Genomic DNA, 17634 nt, shown 5'->3' on the forward strand with positions numbered 1-17634 from the left:
ACAAGGGCATTAGCAGCAATCGATCTTGTAGCCGACACCATAGATGGTCTTAATTCGATCGCCTTCCGGTCCAAGCTTCTTGCGCAGCCGCTGCACCATGATGTCAACCGCCCGTGTATTTTCGGGATAGTCGAGCTTCCATACCTTTAACAGCAGGTCGTCGCGTGTGAAGATCCGCTGCTTGTTGGAGAGCAGAAGCAGAAGCAGATCATATTCCCGATAAGTTAGCGTTAACTCTTCCTCGTGTACAAAAATGGAGCGTTCCTCCGGATAGACACGGAAAGGTCCAATCATTATTTTGCCAACCTCAGTATTCACTTGATTCTTGACGAGTCGACGCTCTATGACCTTAATACGAAGCAGCAGCTCTGTACTATTAAAGGGCTTTACGAGATAATCGTCTGCACCTAGCTGTAGACCAAGCAGCTTATCGTTCATTTGACCTTTGGCGGTCAGTAATATGATGGGGATATCAGGGTCATTCCCTCTAAAGCCGCGCAGCAGCGTGTACCCATCTGTATCCGGCAGCATAACGTCTAAAATAATCATATCCGGCTTCTGTTTGTCCCAAATGGAAATTGCCTCCTGACCGTTGACGGCTGTCAGGACTTCGTATCCCTCTATCTCCAGGTTAAGGCGAATTAAATTCAGAATGCTCTCTTCATCATCGACGACGAGAATGTTCATAGCAGCCTCCTTGCTAGCGAAATCCAAAGCGCTTACATAAAAAAAGCAGCCTGTGAAAAAGGCCGCTTTCATCTGTTCCTATTATACTGACAAATCGAGGTTTGTATACGTTAAAAGGCATGGCCATCTCGTGAACAACATTTAAACTTTATCTACATGAACTTCTTTAATGATTGTTTCCTTAAATAAGAGTGTTATTCTGTTACGCCCGGTACTGAGTATCTTGGAGCACTTTAATCCCCATAACAATGTTCCAGATAAATAGGATCAGGCTTAGCAGGAGCATGAACAAGATAAAGAAAATGCTGAAATGAAACTGTCCGGTAAAGAACGAGAAGATTGCTAGGACAATGCATCCTACAGGTGCGATGTGAGAGAGCAGGGCTCTGCCGGCATGTCGTTTCACATAAGGATCATTGGTGACGATGAGCAAGATGAGCGGACATAAAAATCCGGCAAAGAAAATGCTGAAATAGCTAAGTGAAGCTAGTATGTTTCGAGTTTCCATTGGATAAACGCTCCTTTAATCAAGTTATATCACAATACGTGGCTGGGCTAGCTTTCGTTTCCTACAAAAGGTAAAAGTGACGGTAATGTAAGTTTCTGATCCCTGCTTATTAGGTCTAAAGTAAGAGAGTCAAACTTCGTTACTTATGCACATGTTAACATAAAAATATATGACTATTGTAACAATAGCTAATGCTTGTTATATTGAAATTTAGCTACTAGTGAAGGCAGGTGAGATTAGTGGAGCACATTCATGGCACTTACAATAGTTACTTAGTTCTTTTGTCTTACTTAATCGCAGTGACAGCTTCATATTCAGCATTGGATTTGGCAGGCAGAATTAGTATAACTAAAGGAATACGCCGTATGCTGTGGCTTATTTTGGGTGCTACGTCAATGGGACTAGGCATCTGGTCCATGCATTTTGTCGGCATGCTGGCCATGTCCCTTCCGATACCGATATCATATGATATGGAATATGTGGTCTTATCCGTGGTATTTGCCATATTTGTATCCAGCATCGCGCTGCTTACGGTAACACGCCGCACGATGGGTATAAAGGAATTGGTGGCCTCAGGTGTACTTATGGCAGCGGGAATATCAGGCATGCATTATGTTGGTATGGCCGCTATGATTATAGGTATTGTCTACGATAGGCTGCTAGTCCTCTTGTCGATCGGCATTGCGGCTACAGCTTCGGCGTTAGCGCTGTGGCTACTGTTTTATTTTCGCAAGGATCAATCCCGGCATGCGGTATGGTATAAGCTTGGCAGCGCGCTTATTATGGGAGCTGGAATAGCGGGGATGCATTACACGGGAATGTACGCCGCACATTTCCATTTGGGCGACAACATGAATTATCGTTCCGGACTAGAAATTGAACCTAATAAATTGGGATACATGATTACGATAGCCACCTTATTTCTGCTCGGCATGACGGTGTTTGGTGTCTTTATTACGAAACGATTGTCCCAAAAAGACTCGGTTATACAGGAACATGCGGGGTGGTACAGGTCATTGTATCACAACAATGCCGACGGCATCATTTCCGTTGACACATATGGACTCATTATGAGCGTGAATCCGGCTGTTTCCCGAATTATTGGGGTACCCGCAGAAGGTTACATCCATCAACACGTGTCTGCCTTCCAAATTAATGTCACGGAAGAATTGCGAACATTGACAAAAGAACGGTACTATCAATCATTTGATATTGATTCACGAAGTTATGATACAACGATTGTCCATCCAGACGGTACGAAGGTAGAGTTAAACGTTGTTAATATACCTGTTGAAATAGAAGGGGTTGTCGTCGGCAATCATATTATTGCGCGTGATGTGACAGAAGAGAAGCTTGCTAAGGGACAGATTGAGCATCTCGCCTACCATGATGAGCTGACAGGGCTGCCGAATCGGCGGCTGCTAAATGAACTATTAGCGAAAGCAATAACCGATAATGAGTGCAGCGCTGTAGAATTTGCTGTACTGGCGCTGGATATTGATCGCTTTAAGATGATTAATGACTCGCTCGGTCATACATATGGAGACCTATTTCTTCAGGCAGTAAGTGATCGAATACTGGCTTGCGTAGACGGCGTTGATGCAGTGGTGTCACGTTTAGGTGGGGATGAGTTTATCATCATATGTCGTATCTCCATGGATGGGACAGTATGCGCAGCATTAGCGGATCGGATCGTTGAAGCGATGCGTCAGCCGTTTTCGCTCAAGGATAATGATTTCTATATTTCGACTAGTATAGGCATAGCACTGTTTCCGCAGGATAGCAAGGACCCTGTTGAGCTTATTAAACAGGCTGATGCGGCAATGTACGAAGTGAAAAAGAATGGCAAGAACGGCTATCAATTTTATACCTCTGATCTGGATGTAGAATTGTTAGGACGCATCGAGCTGGAGGCTGACTTGCGTAAGGCTGTGACGCGAAATGAATTGGTTGTTTTCTATCAGCCACAAGTCAGTACAATTGATAATCGGATGGTGGGCGTAGAGGCACTTGTGAGGTGGAATCATCCGACAAGAGGCCTGCTCATGCCGGGCTCTTTTATCCCGTTGGCTGAGGAGACGGGACTTATTTACGAGATCGGCAACTGGGTCATGTACGAAGCTTGTCGCCAAATGCGGGCATGGCATGATGCAGGCGGGCCTTTAATTCCGGTGTCCGTTAACTTGTCGACCCAGCAGTTCCATCATTCGGATCTGCTGGGGCAGGTCAAACGTGTCTTGTTTGAAACGGGCCTTGGCGCGCAATATTTGGAACTGGAGATTACGGAAAGCATGATGATGGATGCTACAGTGTCTACGACTATTTTGCAGGAGTTAAATAAGTTGGGCATACGTATCAGTCTGGACGACTTTGGCACGGGCTACAGCTCCTTGAGTTATTTGAAGATATTCCCGATCCATAAGTTAAAAATTGACCGTTCCTTTATCGCAGACATTTCCAGTAATGAGAATGATAAAGCGATTGTCGCTACGATTATTTCTATGGCTCAGCATCTCAAGTTGGATGTTGTTGCCGAGGGCATTGAGACGAAGGACCAGCTCGACATCTTAACGGAGAATGAGTGTCGCGAGATACAAGGTTATTACTTTAGCAAGCCGTTGTCGGCTGTAGATGTGGAACAGGCGTTTTTTGTGCCGATGCGGGGAAGTGTTGTTTAATGTACTGTAGAAGATTAGAGCTATACATAGGTAGCTCTAATCTTATGTGGATTGTAACGGCCATCTTGTTAAGGAACGTATAATTATCAATTAGCAATGATTCTATGTTAACTCGGAGTATTCTTTTTACAGGGTGATGTATGTTCTACAGTGCTGTAATAAAACTGGAGTATACTAGGAGAAAGACATGAGTATTCAAAAGCTTTTTTGATTAATACATATACATCAAAGGTGTGATTTAGTTGCAAGAAATACAAGGTGATTTATTTACCATGCCTACGCTGCAAGCGGATTTTGAAGCGCTTGGTGTGAAGTCTGGGATGACACTGCTGCTGCATTCTTCCATGAAATCCTTAGGAGGATGGGTTGCAGGCGGGTCTGTCGCCGTCATTTCGGCGTTGGAGGAGGTGTTGACTCGTAATGGCACATTAGTGATGCCTACGCATACCCCGGATTTATCTGATCCGTCTATATGGAAATGCCCTCCTGTCAGAGAATCATGGTGGGGACCAATTATGCAATCGATGCCTGCTTTTGATGCAGACTTGACTCCTTGTCCGGAGATGGGGATCATCCCTGACAATTTCAGAAAACAAAAAGGGGCGCGGCGTAGTCAGCATCCGCAAGTATCATTCGCCGCTTGGGGATACCACCGGGATTATATCGTTTCTGACCACAGTCTGGAGCATAGTCTGGGCGAAGAATCACCATTAGCAAGAATGTATGATTTGAACGGTTGGGTGCTGCTGCTTGGGGTAGGTCATGACCATAATACCTCTTTGCACTTGGCAGAGTATCGAGCGAACTATCCTAACAAACAAACGACAGTGTACAAAGCCCCGATCATCCTGAATGATGAGCGGCGTTGGGTAGAGTACTCCGATCTTGATTTTGATTCAGACGATTTTGAGCAGATAGGATCGGATTTCGAAAATGATACCGAAAATGCACGCAGAGGTCGTATCGGAAATTCGACTGCGCTGTTGATGCCGGTTAAGGAGCTAGTGGACTATGCCGTTCAGTGGATGGAGATAAATAGAGGTGCAGCGGCATCAGACTGTGGCAACTAAGATTAAATAGTATTAGAGTAGGGCTATCTTATTAAAGTTAGACGATATTAAAAAGTATTTTTTTATAAAAAAAGTCCAGTTGACCGCTGAGTAAGGGAGAGCTTGCTCTGGTTGAATGGGGCTTTTTTTTATTTTATACTCATTGTTGACAATAATTATCAACGTGGAAAGTTACAATATGGAGCATTAGTACGATGAGTACGGCTAAGAGAAAAGATCATTCGTTCTATTATCTATTCATGAACATTCAGCATTAGGTGGAAATGACAGCAGAGTGGATGACCAGCGTAACTGTAGATCAATTTTAATTTTGACTGGTCAAGCGTCTCACATTACATTTATGAATGAGAGGTCATGATGAAATTAATTGGGGTATCGGAACAATTCCTTGTGCTGTTGGGCCGAGAAAATAATGATCAGATCCACCGTCACTATGACATCCAATTACAGATCCCGACAAGCAGCATGATTATTAATGGTAAGCGCACGACGGATCAAGTGTTAATTGACAGCAATGTCAAACATATCACCTCGTTCGCAGACGGTGATATGCTGTCTTTTCTGATCCATCCTGAGTCCAGGATTGGCCAGAACATCAGGCGCCATTATTTTAAATCTGATCGTATAGCGACGGCTCATCTTCCAGGCCTTGTGGAGCAAATTAAAGTGATCTACGAGTCGATGGCTGATCTGAATAGATTAAAGAGGGTAACCCATACGATCTTGGACCGTTTTATCATTGATACTTCTGATCTTCAACAATTAGATGATCGTGTAACGGATATGCTGAATTGCATTCACTCGGCTGACCTCGCGCATTTGCAATTAGCTGATGTATTAAACAGCGTGCACTTATCCAAATCACGGCTTACTCATTTATTTAAAAATGAGATGAAAATTTCGGTGATGAGATATATGACTTGGACAAGATTGTTTCGTGCAGCCCAGTCATTGGTTTTTTCGAATGCATCGATTACCGCAACTGCCCACCAATTTGGATTTGCCGACGCATCCCATTTTTCTCGTGTCTTTAAAGAGAGCTTTGGTTATTGCCCCAAGCGGCTAGTTCAAGAAAAGAAGACGACCGTCTCGTTCATGTTTTAAGAGCATCGCCTTGGTAGGATTGCTTTAAGACAATCAATTACCTGCCAAAGGAGATGTGTGACATGTTTAAAACGTACCATAAAAACGAGCAGTTTAATTTGCAGATTAATCGTATGTTCGCGAAGTTAAAAGACCCGCAAGTCGAAGCAGAAGTGGCTGCTGCATTGCCAAGGCTTGTCGACACAACCTCTTGGTATGAAGTGTGGAAAGAGCTTGGCGAAGCAAGCGAAGCAACTGGCAGACTTGAAATGGCTTCTAGCTGCTATCAAGCGGCCGAATTTTACTTGCCTGAATCACATCCCGACAAAAGGGATTTGTATGAGAAGTATAAACAAACTTTTTACGAGGCACATCCAGAGCTGCCAATTGAGCATGTTAAGGTCCCCTATGGTACATCGTATATGCCTGCCATTCGGCTTAAGTCCGACAACTCGACCAACACATTACTAATTCATGGTGGTTATGATTCCTTTATAGAAGAATTTATTTTACGCGTACTGCCTTTGAAAGTTTTGGGATACGACATTATCATGTTTGAAGGACCAGGTCAAGGTGGGGCGCTGATTCGGAATGGAATGAAACTGATACATGAATGGGAACAGCCGACTTCAGCCGTTTTGGACTATTTCCAGCTCAAGCGAGCTGCGCTGCTGGGAATTTCTTGGGGAGGCTACTTGTGTATGCGCGCAGCGGCCTTTGAGAAAAGAATAAACCGCGTTGTCTGCTTTGACATCTTTTATTGTGGCATGGATGCATTGCTGCTTGGTCTTGACGAGGAAGACAAGTCTACATTAGAACAGTTGCTGGAACAAGATGCTGAGGATAGCATCAACCATTATGTCTACGCTTTGATGAAAGAAAGCATAGATGTGGAATGGAAAATAACAAAGGGGATGTACAATACCGGAACAAAGAGTCCTTACGATATGATCAGAGCGATTGAGCTGCATACGATGAAGGGGATTGAGCATCTGATTGATCAAGACGTACTGCTTCTGGCAGGAGACGAGGATCAGTATGTGCCTATTGAGCGTTTGGCTCTAATTGAAAGCAGTTTGATTCAAGCGAAATCCGTTACCTCTAAAGTGTTTACTCGTGAAACTGGGGGAGAACAGCACTGTCAGGCAGGGAGAATGGAGTTGGCTTTTGCCGAGATTGTAAAGTTTCTTCAAAAATAAGTTGGACGGCATTGCCGCCTTATATATCTGAAGAGATAGGAGCCTTCCGGCTCCTTTTTTGTTATTGTTAAGCCTCACGATCTGTTAATTTGCTTTCTCCATTCAAGACTGCACATGGTTTAACTGCAAGTACTTGATCAGGAGCTTATTCCTATTAGTTCTGCTAGTGATTGATTTCCGGTGGTATTTGTGAAAGGTGAGATAAACTTGTAAAGCGTTCTCAAGTGGGTTCTATTTGCTCCAGGATGATGGTATAATGACCGTGCATATGATGTTGTGGTACTAGATTTGGTCAAAATGAGTTATCGATATCTCAGTTTTTGTAAAGGTTTTCATCTATCTACAGCATTGCCCTACATCTATTTGGAAATGAGGGATTCAGAGCATGAGCAACACCAAGTTGATCTTGGCCGGTTACGCCGGCGATTCTGTGCTTCCGCAGGTAACCGCGGAGGATGCTGCAAAGCTGACCCATCTAAACGTCGCTTTTGGGCACGTGAAGCATGATCGGATCACCATCGATCATTTAGTGAATTTGTCCGTGTTAAATGTATTAAAGGGGTACAATCCTGAGCTGCAAATCCTATTATCCGTTGGTGGCTGGAGCGCAGGCGGTTTCTCGGAAGCAGCTTCCACACAGGAAGGCAGACGCTTGTTTGCGGAGTCTGCACTGGAAGTGCTAGAATCTGCGCCGTTTGACGGTATTGACCTGGATTGGGAATATCCGTGCTACGCGGAGGCGGGCATTACAGCGAGTCCAGCTGACAAGCAGAACTTCACCCTGCTGCTTAAAGAACTGCGCGAGATACTGGATGCTAAAGGTAAGACAGATGGTCGCCATTATTTGTTAACGATAGCAGCCGGGGCGGACCAGTATTATATCGACGGTACGGAGATGGACGCCATTCATCCTTATCTGGACTTTATCCAATTGATGACGTATGACATGCGGGGCGGCTTCCAGACGTTGACTGGACATCATACGAATTTATATACTTCTACGGGGGATTTATTCCGAATCAGTGTAGATGCTTCTGTTCGATTATTTGCATCAGCAGGAGTGCCTCGTGATAAAATTGTGATCGGTGCAGCCTTCTACTCTAGAATGTGGAAGAACGTTCCGGATGCAAATCACGGTTATTTACAAATGGCAGCTTCTTCTGGCGGGTATGGCCCTGATTATACGAAGCTGGTGTCGGAGTATATAAATATGAACGGTTATATAAGGTATTGGGATGACGAAGCAAAAGCACCTTATTTATTTGATGGCAGCAGCTTTATCACTTACGATGATCCAGAGTCGCTAGCTTACAAATGCAACTATATTAAGGCTAATGGTATCGCGGGTATTATGTTCTGGGAGTACAGCTGCGACCATACGCACGTATTGCTGGATGCTATGCATAAGGCTTACGATACAGTTTAACTGCATCCCTATTTTAGAGTTCTGTTAGACGGAAGTATTTCTTGCAGTGTGCAATTGATTTTAAGCTGCTAACATAAATAATCCCCTGATCGCGATTACGGAGCAACTTCGGGCACATGCCGATAGTGATCTGTAATTCGTCAGGGGATTTTGTGTATTAAGGTGCAAGGAATATCAGATTAAGCTGATGATAGTAGCATTTAAAATTAGAGAAGCTAGTGAATGTTGTTCTTTTGGAAATTACCGCCGAGCACATCCGACACGCTTTCAATCGCAATAAATGCTTTATCGTCAATTTCATGCACGATAGCTTTCAGCTTAGCCAGCTCCAGACGCGTGACGACACAATAAATAATTTGTGTATCTTCTTTGCTGTAGCCGCCTCTGCCGTATAGGAACGTAGTGCTGCGTCCTAGGCGATCTTGGATCGCTTCTGATACTTCGTCATATTCGGAAGAAATGATCGTCACAGACTTTGATTCATTCAAACCTTCGACCACTACATCCATAACCTTGGACGCTATATAGAAGGTGAAGATGGAGTACATTGCCGAATCCCAACCAAAGACAAATCCTGCGATAATAAAAATGAACACGTTAGTAAATAGAATAATTTGTCCTACAGGCACTCGTGTTTTCTTTGAAACAAGAATAGCTACAATCTCGGTTCCGTCAAGCGAGCCGCCAAAGCGAAGTACAAGTCCTACACCAAGACCTAGAATCAGACCTCCGAATAGCACCGCTAATATTTTCTCATTCGTAAATGCCGCTGCGTGGTGCAGCCAAAATGTCGTTGCCGACATCACGATAATTCCGTAAAGTGTGGAGAAGGCAAATGTCTTACCAATTTGCTTATATCCAATGATAAGAAACGGAAGATTAATGAGGAAGATAAAGATACCAAGAGGCAGTGCTGTTAACTTGGAGATAACGATTGAAATACCCGTGATGCCGCCGTCAATAACGTCATTTGGCACGAGGAACAATTCAAGTGCGACCCCCATCAATACAGCTCCGGTAGTAATAAAAATAAAACGCTTCAAATAGTCCAATACAGTTAATTTCCGATGTGTTCTAGCCATGTAACGAGTCCCTTCTGTTGTAGATATGTAAGATTGTTGATCATTCAAAAGTATGTTTATGATAACATTTCCGTATTTCGATCACAAACAAACTTTCAAATTTAAGTAATTTGGCAAGAAAATAGGGTGTAAGCAGCCCGCTTTATGGCGAATGAATGATGTTGCCTTGTTGTTCGCGTAAAAAGGATTGGATAAGTGCAGCTACTTTACTGGGTGCCTGCTCATCTGGACCGTTATGGCCGCATTGCGGCAGTATTTGGTGTTGAGCCTCTGGCAAAGTGGCTAGTAATTGAGTAATTGGATTGCCCATGTATAGTGGACTATTGGCGCCAGATATCAACAGTGTGCGGGCGGCAATGCTGCGGTAATTGTCCAGTGTAGAATCTAGCCGCTGAACTTCCTTTAATTCCGGTACAATGGTAGGCAGCAGGCCCAGCGTATGGTTCCAGTGGTCAGGCGAGCGTTGTGACATCGCCTGAAGTGCTGATTTCACAAAATGCTCAGGCATGTGCTGGATGTTCTCATCCAAACCAAGACCTGTAAGAAAGCTAATAAAGGCATCCATTTGCCTGCCCTCTTCCATCGCTTGTTCGAACCTTGGCAGCCAATTACAAGGGATGGACTGCGTAATGGATACGGCAGGTTCATATACAACAAGCTCAGTTACGGCATACACTCGTGCCGTTTCCAGTGCAACCAAGCCACCATAGCTATGTCCAAATAAAATAGTCGAGCCGGTATGCTGAAGCACTGTGCCAGTATCTGCGATTTCCTTCTCCATTGCATAATCAGCCCCTTGTGGGCCACTGGCTTCACGTCCGCGACGGTCCATGAGGTGCACGGTATACTTGTCTGCAAGTTCCTCGGCTAATTTCTTATAATTATAAGCACTCCGACATGTGCCGTGAAGGATGACAATGCCAGGTCCACTTCCTATGGTTGAGAAGCTAATCCAGGTTCCGTCTGCTGATTGAAGCTTAGAATGTGTATATGCAGTCTCCGGAATGAATGGCATTCTATTGTTCCTCCTTGTCTGCTGCGATTATACGGGTTCGGTGCTTTAGTATGCAGATAAATGAGATGGATGATGCCAGCAGCATTATCACCACATAAAATTTTCTATTATTTAAGGATAATATCGAAAAATAGACATTGTCCAGCTACATTATTGAGTGCGATTCATAACAACCTGCTTAAAGGTTCGAGTTGAAATAGTGGAGTAGTGGACGAGAAAAAGGGGGGGTTGGTATTAACAGGAGTAGTCTGAGGTGCTCGTTTGTTAAAACAGGATGACATGATAAATTACAATTTTCATGGCGTATAGTTTGTGTAATTTCATTTAACACTATGTGAGGATAAGCTTTGTCTAACCATTCGAAAAAGTATAACGACCTTTGTTTATAATCGAATCGTGTGTGACTCGAATTTTTCAAATTGTATAGGGATTGGTCTTGTCGCATTGTCATCACTCATGAGGCGTTTCCCAAAATGTAGATGATTTATGCGCAAAAAAACCTCCTACACGGAGGTAGAAGGTTTGTTAAGTACTTATGTTAGTGTTCCGCGCTGGGAACGTTAATTAGGCTTCTTTCATTAAACCAACTGAAACATTCAACGCCTGATAAACGTACATATATGAGGACTAAGATAAGAATGGCGTCCCAGGAGGGATTCGAACCCCCGACCGACGGCTTAGAAGGCCGTTGCTCTATCCAGCTGAGCTACTGGGACATTTTTGAGAACATTTATGATTTTAGCAAAAATTAAGCATCTGTGCAACAACTTTATTTAAATTGATCACTTTCAAAATGTGACAGCTGCTGTTAACCCTTGTGCCTTAGGCATCTAAATGCGGATTATGTTATAATGCAATACGAATTCGGCATGCACATTCTGGCATGCGCTGCCTGCACTCCGCAGTTTGACACTTACGGCTATAACGAAAGTAGGTGATGGTTATTTCAGATTCAAAGTTAAATGGTGCAAGCAAACAAAATGTAATTCTATTTCCAAAGACTTATGAATATTACCAAATGGAATTGACACGCCTATTGGAATCCGAACGTTATTCGGAGGCGGTTGGTTTACTGCGATTCCTTCTCCAGTGCGATGGTGAGGATGAAGGAAGCAGAATGGAGTGGGCGGCACTGTATGAATGGTTGCTGCAAGCATTCCCGGATCTGGAAGAGATACAGGAACTACATATACATAGAGATACTTTGATATCAGACGGCAATGATGAAGAGCCGGAATCTGAGCAAGAAGTACTGAAGATGCAAATGCGCGACAAGTTGCAATTAGATAATCAATACATAGCGAAGCTTCTGCAGACGCTGCGAGATGAGCAGTTGGACGAGCGCAAGTGGCTAGTGCTAGAGCAGCTTGCGGTGGTGGATGATGAGACGTTGAATGATGAGCTTATTTATATGCTGGAGACGGAAAAGCTTCACTCTCTTGTACAATTTGGCTTGCTGCAGACGTTGAATAGGCGTGGAACGACAGGCGCGGTCACCTTTTTCCATGGTAACGAACAGATTGTAGTTGACATCGAGCATACGCCAATGGACTATGCTTCATTTCCATATGTGCTTCAAATTCCTGCGGAAAAGGTACATGATGCAGCGGCGGTGAGAGAGCCCTCGCTTGCTTATTTTTCTCAGGAGATGTGGCAACAATTTCTTAAAGCTATTTACGGCACTGCATTATATGATCGTCTGCGGGACAGCAATGAACAGGATAGCCAAGTCTGGGCAGCAGCACTGCACCGATTAGTGGCTGGCTTACTTCATCTGGAAGAAGAGGAAACTGAGGTGAAACGGATCTATAACATCTCCGGTGATCTTCGAATCCCATACGAACAAGCGCTTCGGGCACTAGCTAATTCATTGCGAAGCGGTTAAGATGGTAGATAAGGACGAATAAACGGACACTACGGACCGTTGGAAACGTGCACATTATGGTAGAGAGCTTGCCTTGAAAAACTATTTATAGTCAGATATAATATAATGGTTATTTCGAACGTGCAAGGGTACCACTCTAGCCATGTGAACTTTTTGGAGGGGAAGGCATAAAATGAAAGCAACTTGGGAAAAAATAGAGAAGAACGTTGGAGTATTGGAAGTAGAGGTCAATGAGGATCGCGTTAAGAACGCTCTTGATCTAGCGTTCAAGAAAGTTCAGAAGCGCGCAAACGTGCCTGGTTTCCGTAAAGGAAAAGTGCCTCGCCAAATTTTCGAAGCAAAATATGGTGTAGAAAGCTTGTACCAAGACGCGATTGATATCTTGCTCCCTGAAGTATACTCCGAAGCAGTTAAAGAAGCTAACGTACAACCGGTTGACCAACCGGAAGTGGACGTAGAACAATTTGGCAAAGGCCAAACGTTCAAGTTCAAAGCTAAAGTTACAGTGAAGCCTGAAGTGAAGCTTGGCGAGTACAAAGGCCTTAAAGTGGAAGCTGAGAGTGCTGAAGTAACGGAAGAAGACTTGAATGCTGAGCTGGAGCGTCTTCAACAACGTCATGCTGAGCTAGTCATCGTAGATGAAGATACAGCTAAGAACGGTGATACAGCTGTGATCGACTTTGAAGGTTTCGTTGATGGCGAACCATTTGAAGGCGGAACAGGTGAGCGTTACAGCTTGGAGCTTGGTTCCAACTCCTTTATCCCAGGCTTTGAAGATCAATTGGTTGGCTTGGGAACAGGTGACTTCAAGGATGTTGAAGTAACATTCCCTGAGCATTACCATGCTGAGCACTTGGCTGGTAAGGCAGCTACATTTAAAGTTAAAGTTCACGAGATCAAGCGCAAACAGCTTCCAGTATTGGATGATGAATTTGCGAAAGATGCAAGTGAATTCGACACGCTTGACGAATTCAAAGCAGATTTGAAGACTCAACTTCAAGCTCGCAAAGAACGTGAAGCAGAAGCGGCTCGTGAAGCTGCAGTAGTGGAGAAAGTTGCTGAGAATGCAGAAGTAGAAATTCCGCACGCAATGATCGAAACAGAGATTCAACATATGGTTAAGGACCTTGACAATCGTCTTCGCTCCCAAGGCATGAACATTGATATGTTCTTGACATTGTCCGGTCAGACAATCGCTGATCTTCGTGAGCAAATGCAACAAGAAGCGAACAAGCGCGTGAAGAACAACCTTGTTCTGGAGCAAATCGCTAAAGAAGCGGACTTGTCCATCACGGAAGAAGAGTTGTCACAAGAACTTGAGAATATGGGACAAGCTTACCAACGTTCCGCTGAAGAGATCCGTACGATCTTGGAGAAGAATGGTTCGCTTGATAACCTGCGTGAAGAAGCACTTCTTCGCAAGACAATCAAGTTTATTGCAGAAAATAATTAATCGCATATTGGCTGTGGCTTAAGACCACGGCTCAACAAGATAAGGCACGTCAATATATATTGCGTGCCTTATTTTTTCCATCTAGAAACATTTCATTACATACGAAGTATACATAGGTAATAGTGCTGTTCCGTTTTGATTATCAACACCAATACATAACGTTCACAGTTTATCGTTTCACCACCTTTATCGGGGGGACATATGAAGTAAGTCGTAGATATTTTGTTGTTGTCGGAGTTGCGTGACTAAATGCATATGCAGGCATCATACACTGTGATAACGGTGTGAATATGACATTGCGTCCGTAACATGGTAAAATGAGATTGTATAGGCTTGTGAAGCTAGATAAAGAAAAGAGGTCGGTACCATGAACTTAGTACCTATGGTCATCGAGCAGACGAATCGCGGCGAACGCTCTTACGATATTTATTCTCGGTTGCTGAAAGACCGCATTATTTTCCTTGGCAGCGCTATTGACGATGATGTCGCGAATAGCATTATCGCCCAATTGTTGTTTTTGGCAGCGGATGATCCAGAGAAGGATATCTCCTTATACATCAATTCACCTGGCGGTTCCGTTACAGCTGGGATGGCAATTTTGGATACAATGCAGCATATTAAGCCGGATGTATCCACAATATGTGTAGGTTTGGCAGCGAGTATGGGCTCTTTGCTTTTGACTGCTGGAGCACCTAACAAGCGTTTTGCGCTGCCTAACAGTGAGATTATGATTCATCAGCCGCTTGGCGGCGTGCGTGGTCAAGCGTCTGATATTAAGATTCACGCAGATTGGATTATTAAGACAAGACAGAAGCTCAACCAAATTTACGTGGATCGTACTGGGCAGCCGATGGAGAAGATCGAACGTGATACAGATCGCGATAACTTCATGAGTGCAGAGGATGCTAAAGAATATGGTATCGTTGATACTGTTCTTCAGCCGGGCCACTCGATGATGAAGTAAGGAGGGAATAGCGTGTTCAAATTTAACGAAGAGAAGGGTCAGTTGAAGTGCTCCTTCTGTGGGAAATCCCAAGAACAGGTCCGCAAGTTGGTCGCGGGACCTGGTGTATATATTTGTGATGAGTGCGTTGAACTGTGCAGCGAGATCGTTGAAGAAGAACTCGGTCACGAAGAAGAAGTGGATCTGAAGGATATTCCGAAGCCGAAGGAGATTCGCTCTATTTTGGACCAATACGTTATTGGTCAGGAGCAAGCAAAGAAATCTCTTTCTGTAGCGGTCTATAACCACTACAAGCGTATCAACTCACAGAGTAAGCTGGAAGATGTTGAATTGCAGAAGAGTAATATTCTGCTCGTAGGTCCTACTGGCTCAGGTAAGACCCTGCTTGCACAGACGATGGCGAAGATTTTGAATGTTCCTTTTGCAATTGCGGATGCAACTTCCCTCACGGAAGCTGGATACGTAGGCGAAGACGTGGAGAATATTCTGCTTAAATTAATCCAAGCTGCAGACTATGATGTAGAGAAGGCAGAACGCGGTATTATCTATATCGATGAGATTGATAAAGTAGCCCGCAAGTCAGAGAATCCTTCTATTACACGTGATGTATCTGGTGAAGGCGTTCAGCAAGCGTTGTTGAAGATTTTGGAAGGTACGGTTGCATCGGTCCCTCCACAAGGTGGACGTAAGCATCCGCATCAAGAATTCATCCAGATCGATACAACTAATATCTTGTTTATTTGCGGCGGAGCATTTGATGGCCTAGAGCAGATCATCAAGCGTCGTGTAGGGAAGAAGATTATCGGCTTTAACGCTGATGGCGTTCAGAAGGATTTGAAGGCTGGCGAATATTTGACAATGACATTGCCGGAAGACTTGCTGAAGTTTGGCTTGATTCCGGAGTTCGTAGGTCGCTTGCCTGTCATCTCGACATTGGAGCCGCTTGACGAAGATACACTCGTACGTATTTTGAGCGAACCTAAGAATGCATTGACAAAGCAGTATCAGAAGCTGCTGGAAATGGACAATGTAAAGCTCGAATTCGAGGGTGGTGCGCTCGAAGCGATCGCACGCGAAGCAATTAAGCGTAATACGGGTGCACGCGGACTTCGTGCGATTATTGAGGGGATTATGCTGGATGTGATGTACGAAGTTCCATCCAGAGAAGATATAACAACATGTCTCATTACTGAGCAGGTTGTTCGTGAACGAATCATTCCGGAACTAACGGCGGAGAATAAGAAAGAGGAAAGCGCCTAAGGGCGCTTTTCCGGCGTTAATCCGTATGGGAGAGAATGAACATGTATTTGCGCCAACAAACTAGACCTGTACAAGTAGGAAACTTGACGATAGGCGGCAATAATGAAGTGCTTATCCAGAGCATGTGTACCACCAAGACGGCAGACGTCGAGGCAACGGTAGCTGAGATTCTACGGCTGGAGGAAGCGGGTTGTCAGCTAGTACGTGTTACTGTTAACAATCAGGAAGCTGCTGAGGCCATCAAAGAAATTAAGAAGCGGATTCATATCCCGCTTGTAGCGGATATTCACTTTGATTATCGCTTAGCGCTTAAGGCGATTGAGAACGGAATTGATAAAGTTCGTATTAATCCAGGCAATATCGGGCGGCGAGAGAAAGTTGAAGCTGTTGTGAGAGCCTGTAAAGAGCGCGGTATTCCAATTCGTATCGGTGTAAATGCGGGTTCTTTGGAGAATCATTTGTTGGAGAAATACGGTTATCCGACTCCGGAAGCGATGGTAGAGAGTGCTTTATATCATATAGGAATCTTGGAAGAACTCGATTTCCATGATATTATTGTGTCACTCAAAGCTTCGGATGTGCCGATGGCCATCGCAGCTTACTCCAAAGCAGCTGAGGTTATTCCCTATCCGCTCCATCTAGGGATAACTGAGGCCGGAACGTTGTTTTCGGGTACAATTAAGAGCTCGGCGGGTCTTGGTGCTCTATTGTCACTTGGAATCGGCTCCACTGTTCGTATTAGCTTAAGTGCAGATCCAGTGGAAGAAGTGAAAGTGGCACGTGAATTGTTAAAGTGTTTCGGACTTATTTCGAATGCTGCTACGTTAGTGTCATGCCCGACATGTGGACGACTTGATATCGATTTATTTTCGATAGCCAATGAAGTAGAAGAGTACATTTCCAAGATCAAGGTACCTATAAAAGTATCTGTTCTTGGGTGTGCGGTTAACGGCCCTGGTGAGGCGCGTGAGGCCGACATTGGGATTGCAGGAGCTCGTGGAGAGGGATTGCTGTTCCGTTATGGTGTCATGATTCGAAAGGTGCCGGAAGCTGAATTGTTAAATGAACTAAAGAAAGAAATTGATCATATTGTAGCAGAGTATGAACGAACAGGTGAAATTCCTGGTCGTAAGCACTAGCAGATACACTAAAGATGTGAGTGTGCTGAAGTTATCAGTGTTTTGTTTGCTATCATGAATATTATACCTCCAAATCTTGCGCAAGCTTGGTTTGGAGGTTTTTTGTTGTTAAGTAATGGTGTAACATTACCTTACAGTAATTAACGGGAATTGGATATAAAATAAAGAAAAAAATCCATTAATTA

General features: G+C 44.1%; 14 protein-coding genes and 1 tRNA gene. 10 read left to right on the top strand and 5 right to left on the bottom strand.

Annotated features, from left to right (window positions below; genetic code table 11):
* Positions 1 to 9: 9 nt before the first annotated feature.
* Positions 10 to 687, bottom strand: a complete 678-nt coding sequence (locus QP775_RS23070; protein ID WP_285109118.1) for a response regulator transcription factor — start codon at positions 685 to 687, stop codon at positions 10 to 12.
* A gap of 202 nt (positions 688 to 889) precedes the next feature.
* Entirely contained in the window at positions 890 to 1195 is a 306-nt protein-coding gene (locus QP775_RS23075; RefSeq protein ID WP_239332651.1) for a magnetosome magnetite crystal formation protein family, read from the bottom strand.
* 230 nt (positions 1196 to 1425) lie between these two features.
* On the opposite strand from QP775_RS23075, the gene QP775_RS23080 reads away from it, so the two are divergent.
* The 5 genes from QP775_RS23080 to QP775_RS23100 all read left to right on the top strand — a co-directional run bounded on the left by QP775_RS23080 (position 1426) and on the right by QP775_RS23100 (position 8651).
* The gene (locus QP775_RS23080; protein ID WP_285109119.1) at positions 1426 to 3873 is read left to right on the top strand and encodes an EAL domain-containing protein; all 2448 of its coding nucleotides are present in this window, start codon (positions 1426 to 1428) and stop codon (positions 3871 to 3873) included.
* 242 nt (positions 3874 to 4115) lie between these two features.
* Complete coding sequence (locus QP775_RS23085) at positions 4116 to 4943, top strand: AAC(3) family N-acetyltransferase (RefSeq protein ID WP_285109120.1); 828 nt, start codon at positions 4116 to 4118, stop codon at positions 4941 to 4943.
* 357 nt (positions 4944 to 5300) lie between these two features.
* Positions 5301 to 6047 carry a helix-turn-helix transcriptional regulator gene (locus tag QP775_RS23090; RefSeq protein ID WP_285109121.1) on the top strand — a complete coding sequence of 249 codons (747 nt, stop codon included), beginning with the start codon at positions 5301 to 5303 and terminating at the stop codon, positions 6045 to 6047.
* 62 nt (positions 6048 to 6109) lie between these two features.
* Positions 6110 to 7225: an alpha/beta fold hydrolase gene (locus QP775_RS23095; protein ID WP_285109122.1), complete on the top strand. Its 1116-nt coding sequence runs from the start codon at positions 6110 to 6112 to the stop codon at positions 7223 to 7225.
* A gap of 385 nt (positions 7226 to 7610) precedes the next feature.
* Positions 7611 to 8651: a glycoside hydrolase family 18 protein gene (locus QP775_RS23100; RefSeq protein ID WP_239332661.1), complete on the top strand. Its 1041-nt coding sequence runs from the start codon at positions 7611 to 7613 to the stop codon at positions 8649 to 8651.
* Between the two features lie 215 nt (positions 8652 to 8866).
* On the opposite strand, the gene QP775_RS23105 is transcribed toward QP775_RS23100, so the two are convergent.
* The 3 genes from QP775_RS23105 to QP775_RS23115 all read right to left on the bottom strand — a co-directional run bounded on the left by QP775_RS23105 (position 8867) and on the right by QP775_RS23115 (position 11464).
* Positions 8867 to 9733 carry a YitT family protein gene (locus tag QP775_RS23105; protein ID WP_239332663.1) on the bottom strand — a complete coding sequence of 289 codons (867 nt, stop codon included), beginning with the start codon at positions 9731 to 9733 and terminating at the stop codon, positions 8867 to 8869.
* A 142-nt stretch (positions 9734 to 9875) separates the two neighbouring features.
* Positions 9876 to 10748 (bottom strand): alpha/beta fold hydrolase, encoded by an 873-nt coding sequence (locus QP775_RS23110; protein WP_285109123.1) that lies wholly within the window; start codon positions 10746 to 10748, stop codon positions 9876 to 9878.
* Positions 10749 to 11387: 639 nt separating this feature from the next.
* Positions 11388 to 11464: transfer RNA gene (locus QP775_RS23115), tRNA-Arg, on the bottom strand.
* Positions 11465 to 11766: 302 nt separating this feature from the next.
* Here QP775_RS23115 and QP775_RS23120 point away from each other — a divergent pair.
* The 5 genes from QP775_RS23120 to ispG all read left to right on the top strand — a co-directional run bounded on the left by QP775_RS23120 (position 11767) and on the right by ispG (position 17449).
* Positions 11767 to 12633 (top strand): hypothetical protein, encoded by an 867-nt coding sequence (locus QP775_RS23120; RefSeq protein ID WP_239332669.1) that lies wholly within the window; start codon positions 11767 to 11769, stop codon positions 12631 to 12633.
* Between the two features lie 172 nt (positions 12634 to 12805).
* On the top strand, positions 12806 to 14086 hold the full coding sequence (gene tig / locus QP775_RS23125; RefSeq protein WP_285109124.1) for a trigger factor: 1281 nt from the start codon (positions 12806 to 12808) through the stop codon (positions 14084 to 14086).
* A gap of 367 nt (positions 14087 to 14453) precedes the next feature.
* Complete coding sequence (gene clpP, locus QP775_RS23130) at positions 14454 to 15050, top strand: ATP-dependent Clp endopeptidase proteolytic subunit ClpP (protein ID WP_239332674.1); 597 nt, start codon at positions 14454 to 14456, stop codon at positions 15048 to 15050.
* 12 nt (positions 15051 to 15062) lie between these two features.
* The gene (clpX, locus tag QP775_RS23135; protein ID WP_239332676.1) at positions 15063 to 16310 is read left to right on the top strand and encodes an ATP-dependent protease ATP-binding subunit ClpX; all 1248 of its coding nucleotides are present in this window, start codon (positions 15063 to 15065) and stop codon (positions 16308 to 16310) included.
* Between the two features lie 41 nt (positions 16311 to 16351).
* Entirely contained in the window at positions 16352 to 17449 is a 1098-nt protein-coding gene (ispG, locus tag QP775_RS23140; RefSeq protein WP_239332678.1) for a flavodoxin-dependent (E)-4-hydroxy-3-methylbut-2-enyl-diphosphate synthase, read from the top strand.
* The last annotated feature ends 185 nt before the right edge of the window (positions 17450 to 17634 follow it).

This window comes from Paenibacillus sp. UMB4589-SE434, from assembly GCF_030226685.1.
Taxonomy (GTDB): Bacteria; Bacillota; Bacilli; order Paenibacillales; family Paenibacillaceae; genus Paenibacillus_B.

Excerpts from the sequence above, each read along its gene's own strand:
- ispG (WP_239332678.1), top strand. The coding sequence starts at position 16,352 with ATGTATTTGCGCCAACAAACTAGACCTGTACAAGTAGGAAACTTGACG.
- QP775_RS23090 (WP_285109121.1), top strand. The coding sequence starts at position 5,301 with ATGAAATTAATTGGGGTATCGGAACAATTCCTTGTGCTGTTGGGCCGA.
- clpP (WP_239332674.1), top strand. The coding sequence starts at position 14,454 with ATGAACTTAGTACCTATGGTCATCGAGCAGACGAATCGCGGCGAACGC.
- QP775_RS23105 (WP_239332663.1), bottom strand. The coding sequence starts at position 9,733 with ATGGCTAGAACACATCGGAAATTAACTGTATTGGACTATTTGAAGCGT.
- QP775_RS23095 (WP_285109122.1), top strand. The coding sequence starts at position 6,110 with ATGTTTAAAACGTACCATAAAAACGAGCAGTTTAATTTGCAGATTAAT.
- QP775_RS23110 (WP_285109123.1), bottom strand. The coding sequence starts at position 10,748 with ATGCCATTCATTCCGGAGACTGCATATACACATTCTAAGCTTCAATCA.
- QP775_RS23100 (WP_239332661.1), top strand. The coding sequence starts at position 7,611 with ATGAGCAACACCAAGTTGATCTTGGCCGGTTACGCCGGCGATTCTGTG.
- QP775_RS23120 (WP_239332669.1), top strand. The coding sequence starts at position 11,767 with ATGGAATTGACACGCCTATTGGAATCCGAACGTTATTCGGAGGCGGTT.
- QP775_RS23070 (WP_285109118.1), bottom strand. The coding sequence starts at position 687 with ATGAACATTCTCGTCGTCGATGATGAAGAGAGCATTCTGAATTTAATT.
- QP775_RS23075 (WP_239332651.1), bottom strand. The coding sequence starts at position 1,195 with ATGGAAACTCGAAACATACTAGCTTCACTTAGCTATTTCAGCATTTTC.
- tig (WP_285109124.1), top strand. The coding sequence starts at position 12,806 with ATGAAAGCAACTTGGGAAAAAATAGAGAAGAACGTTGGAGTATTGGAA.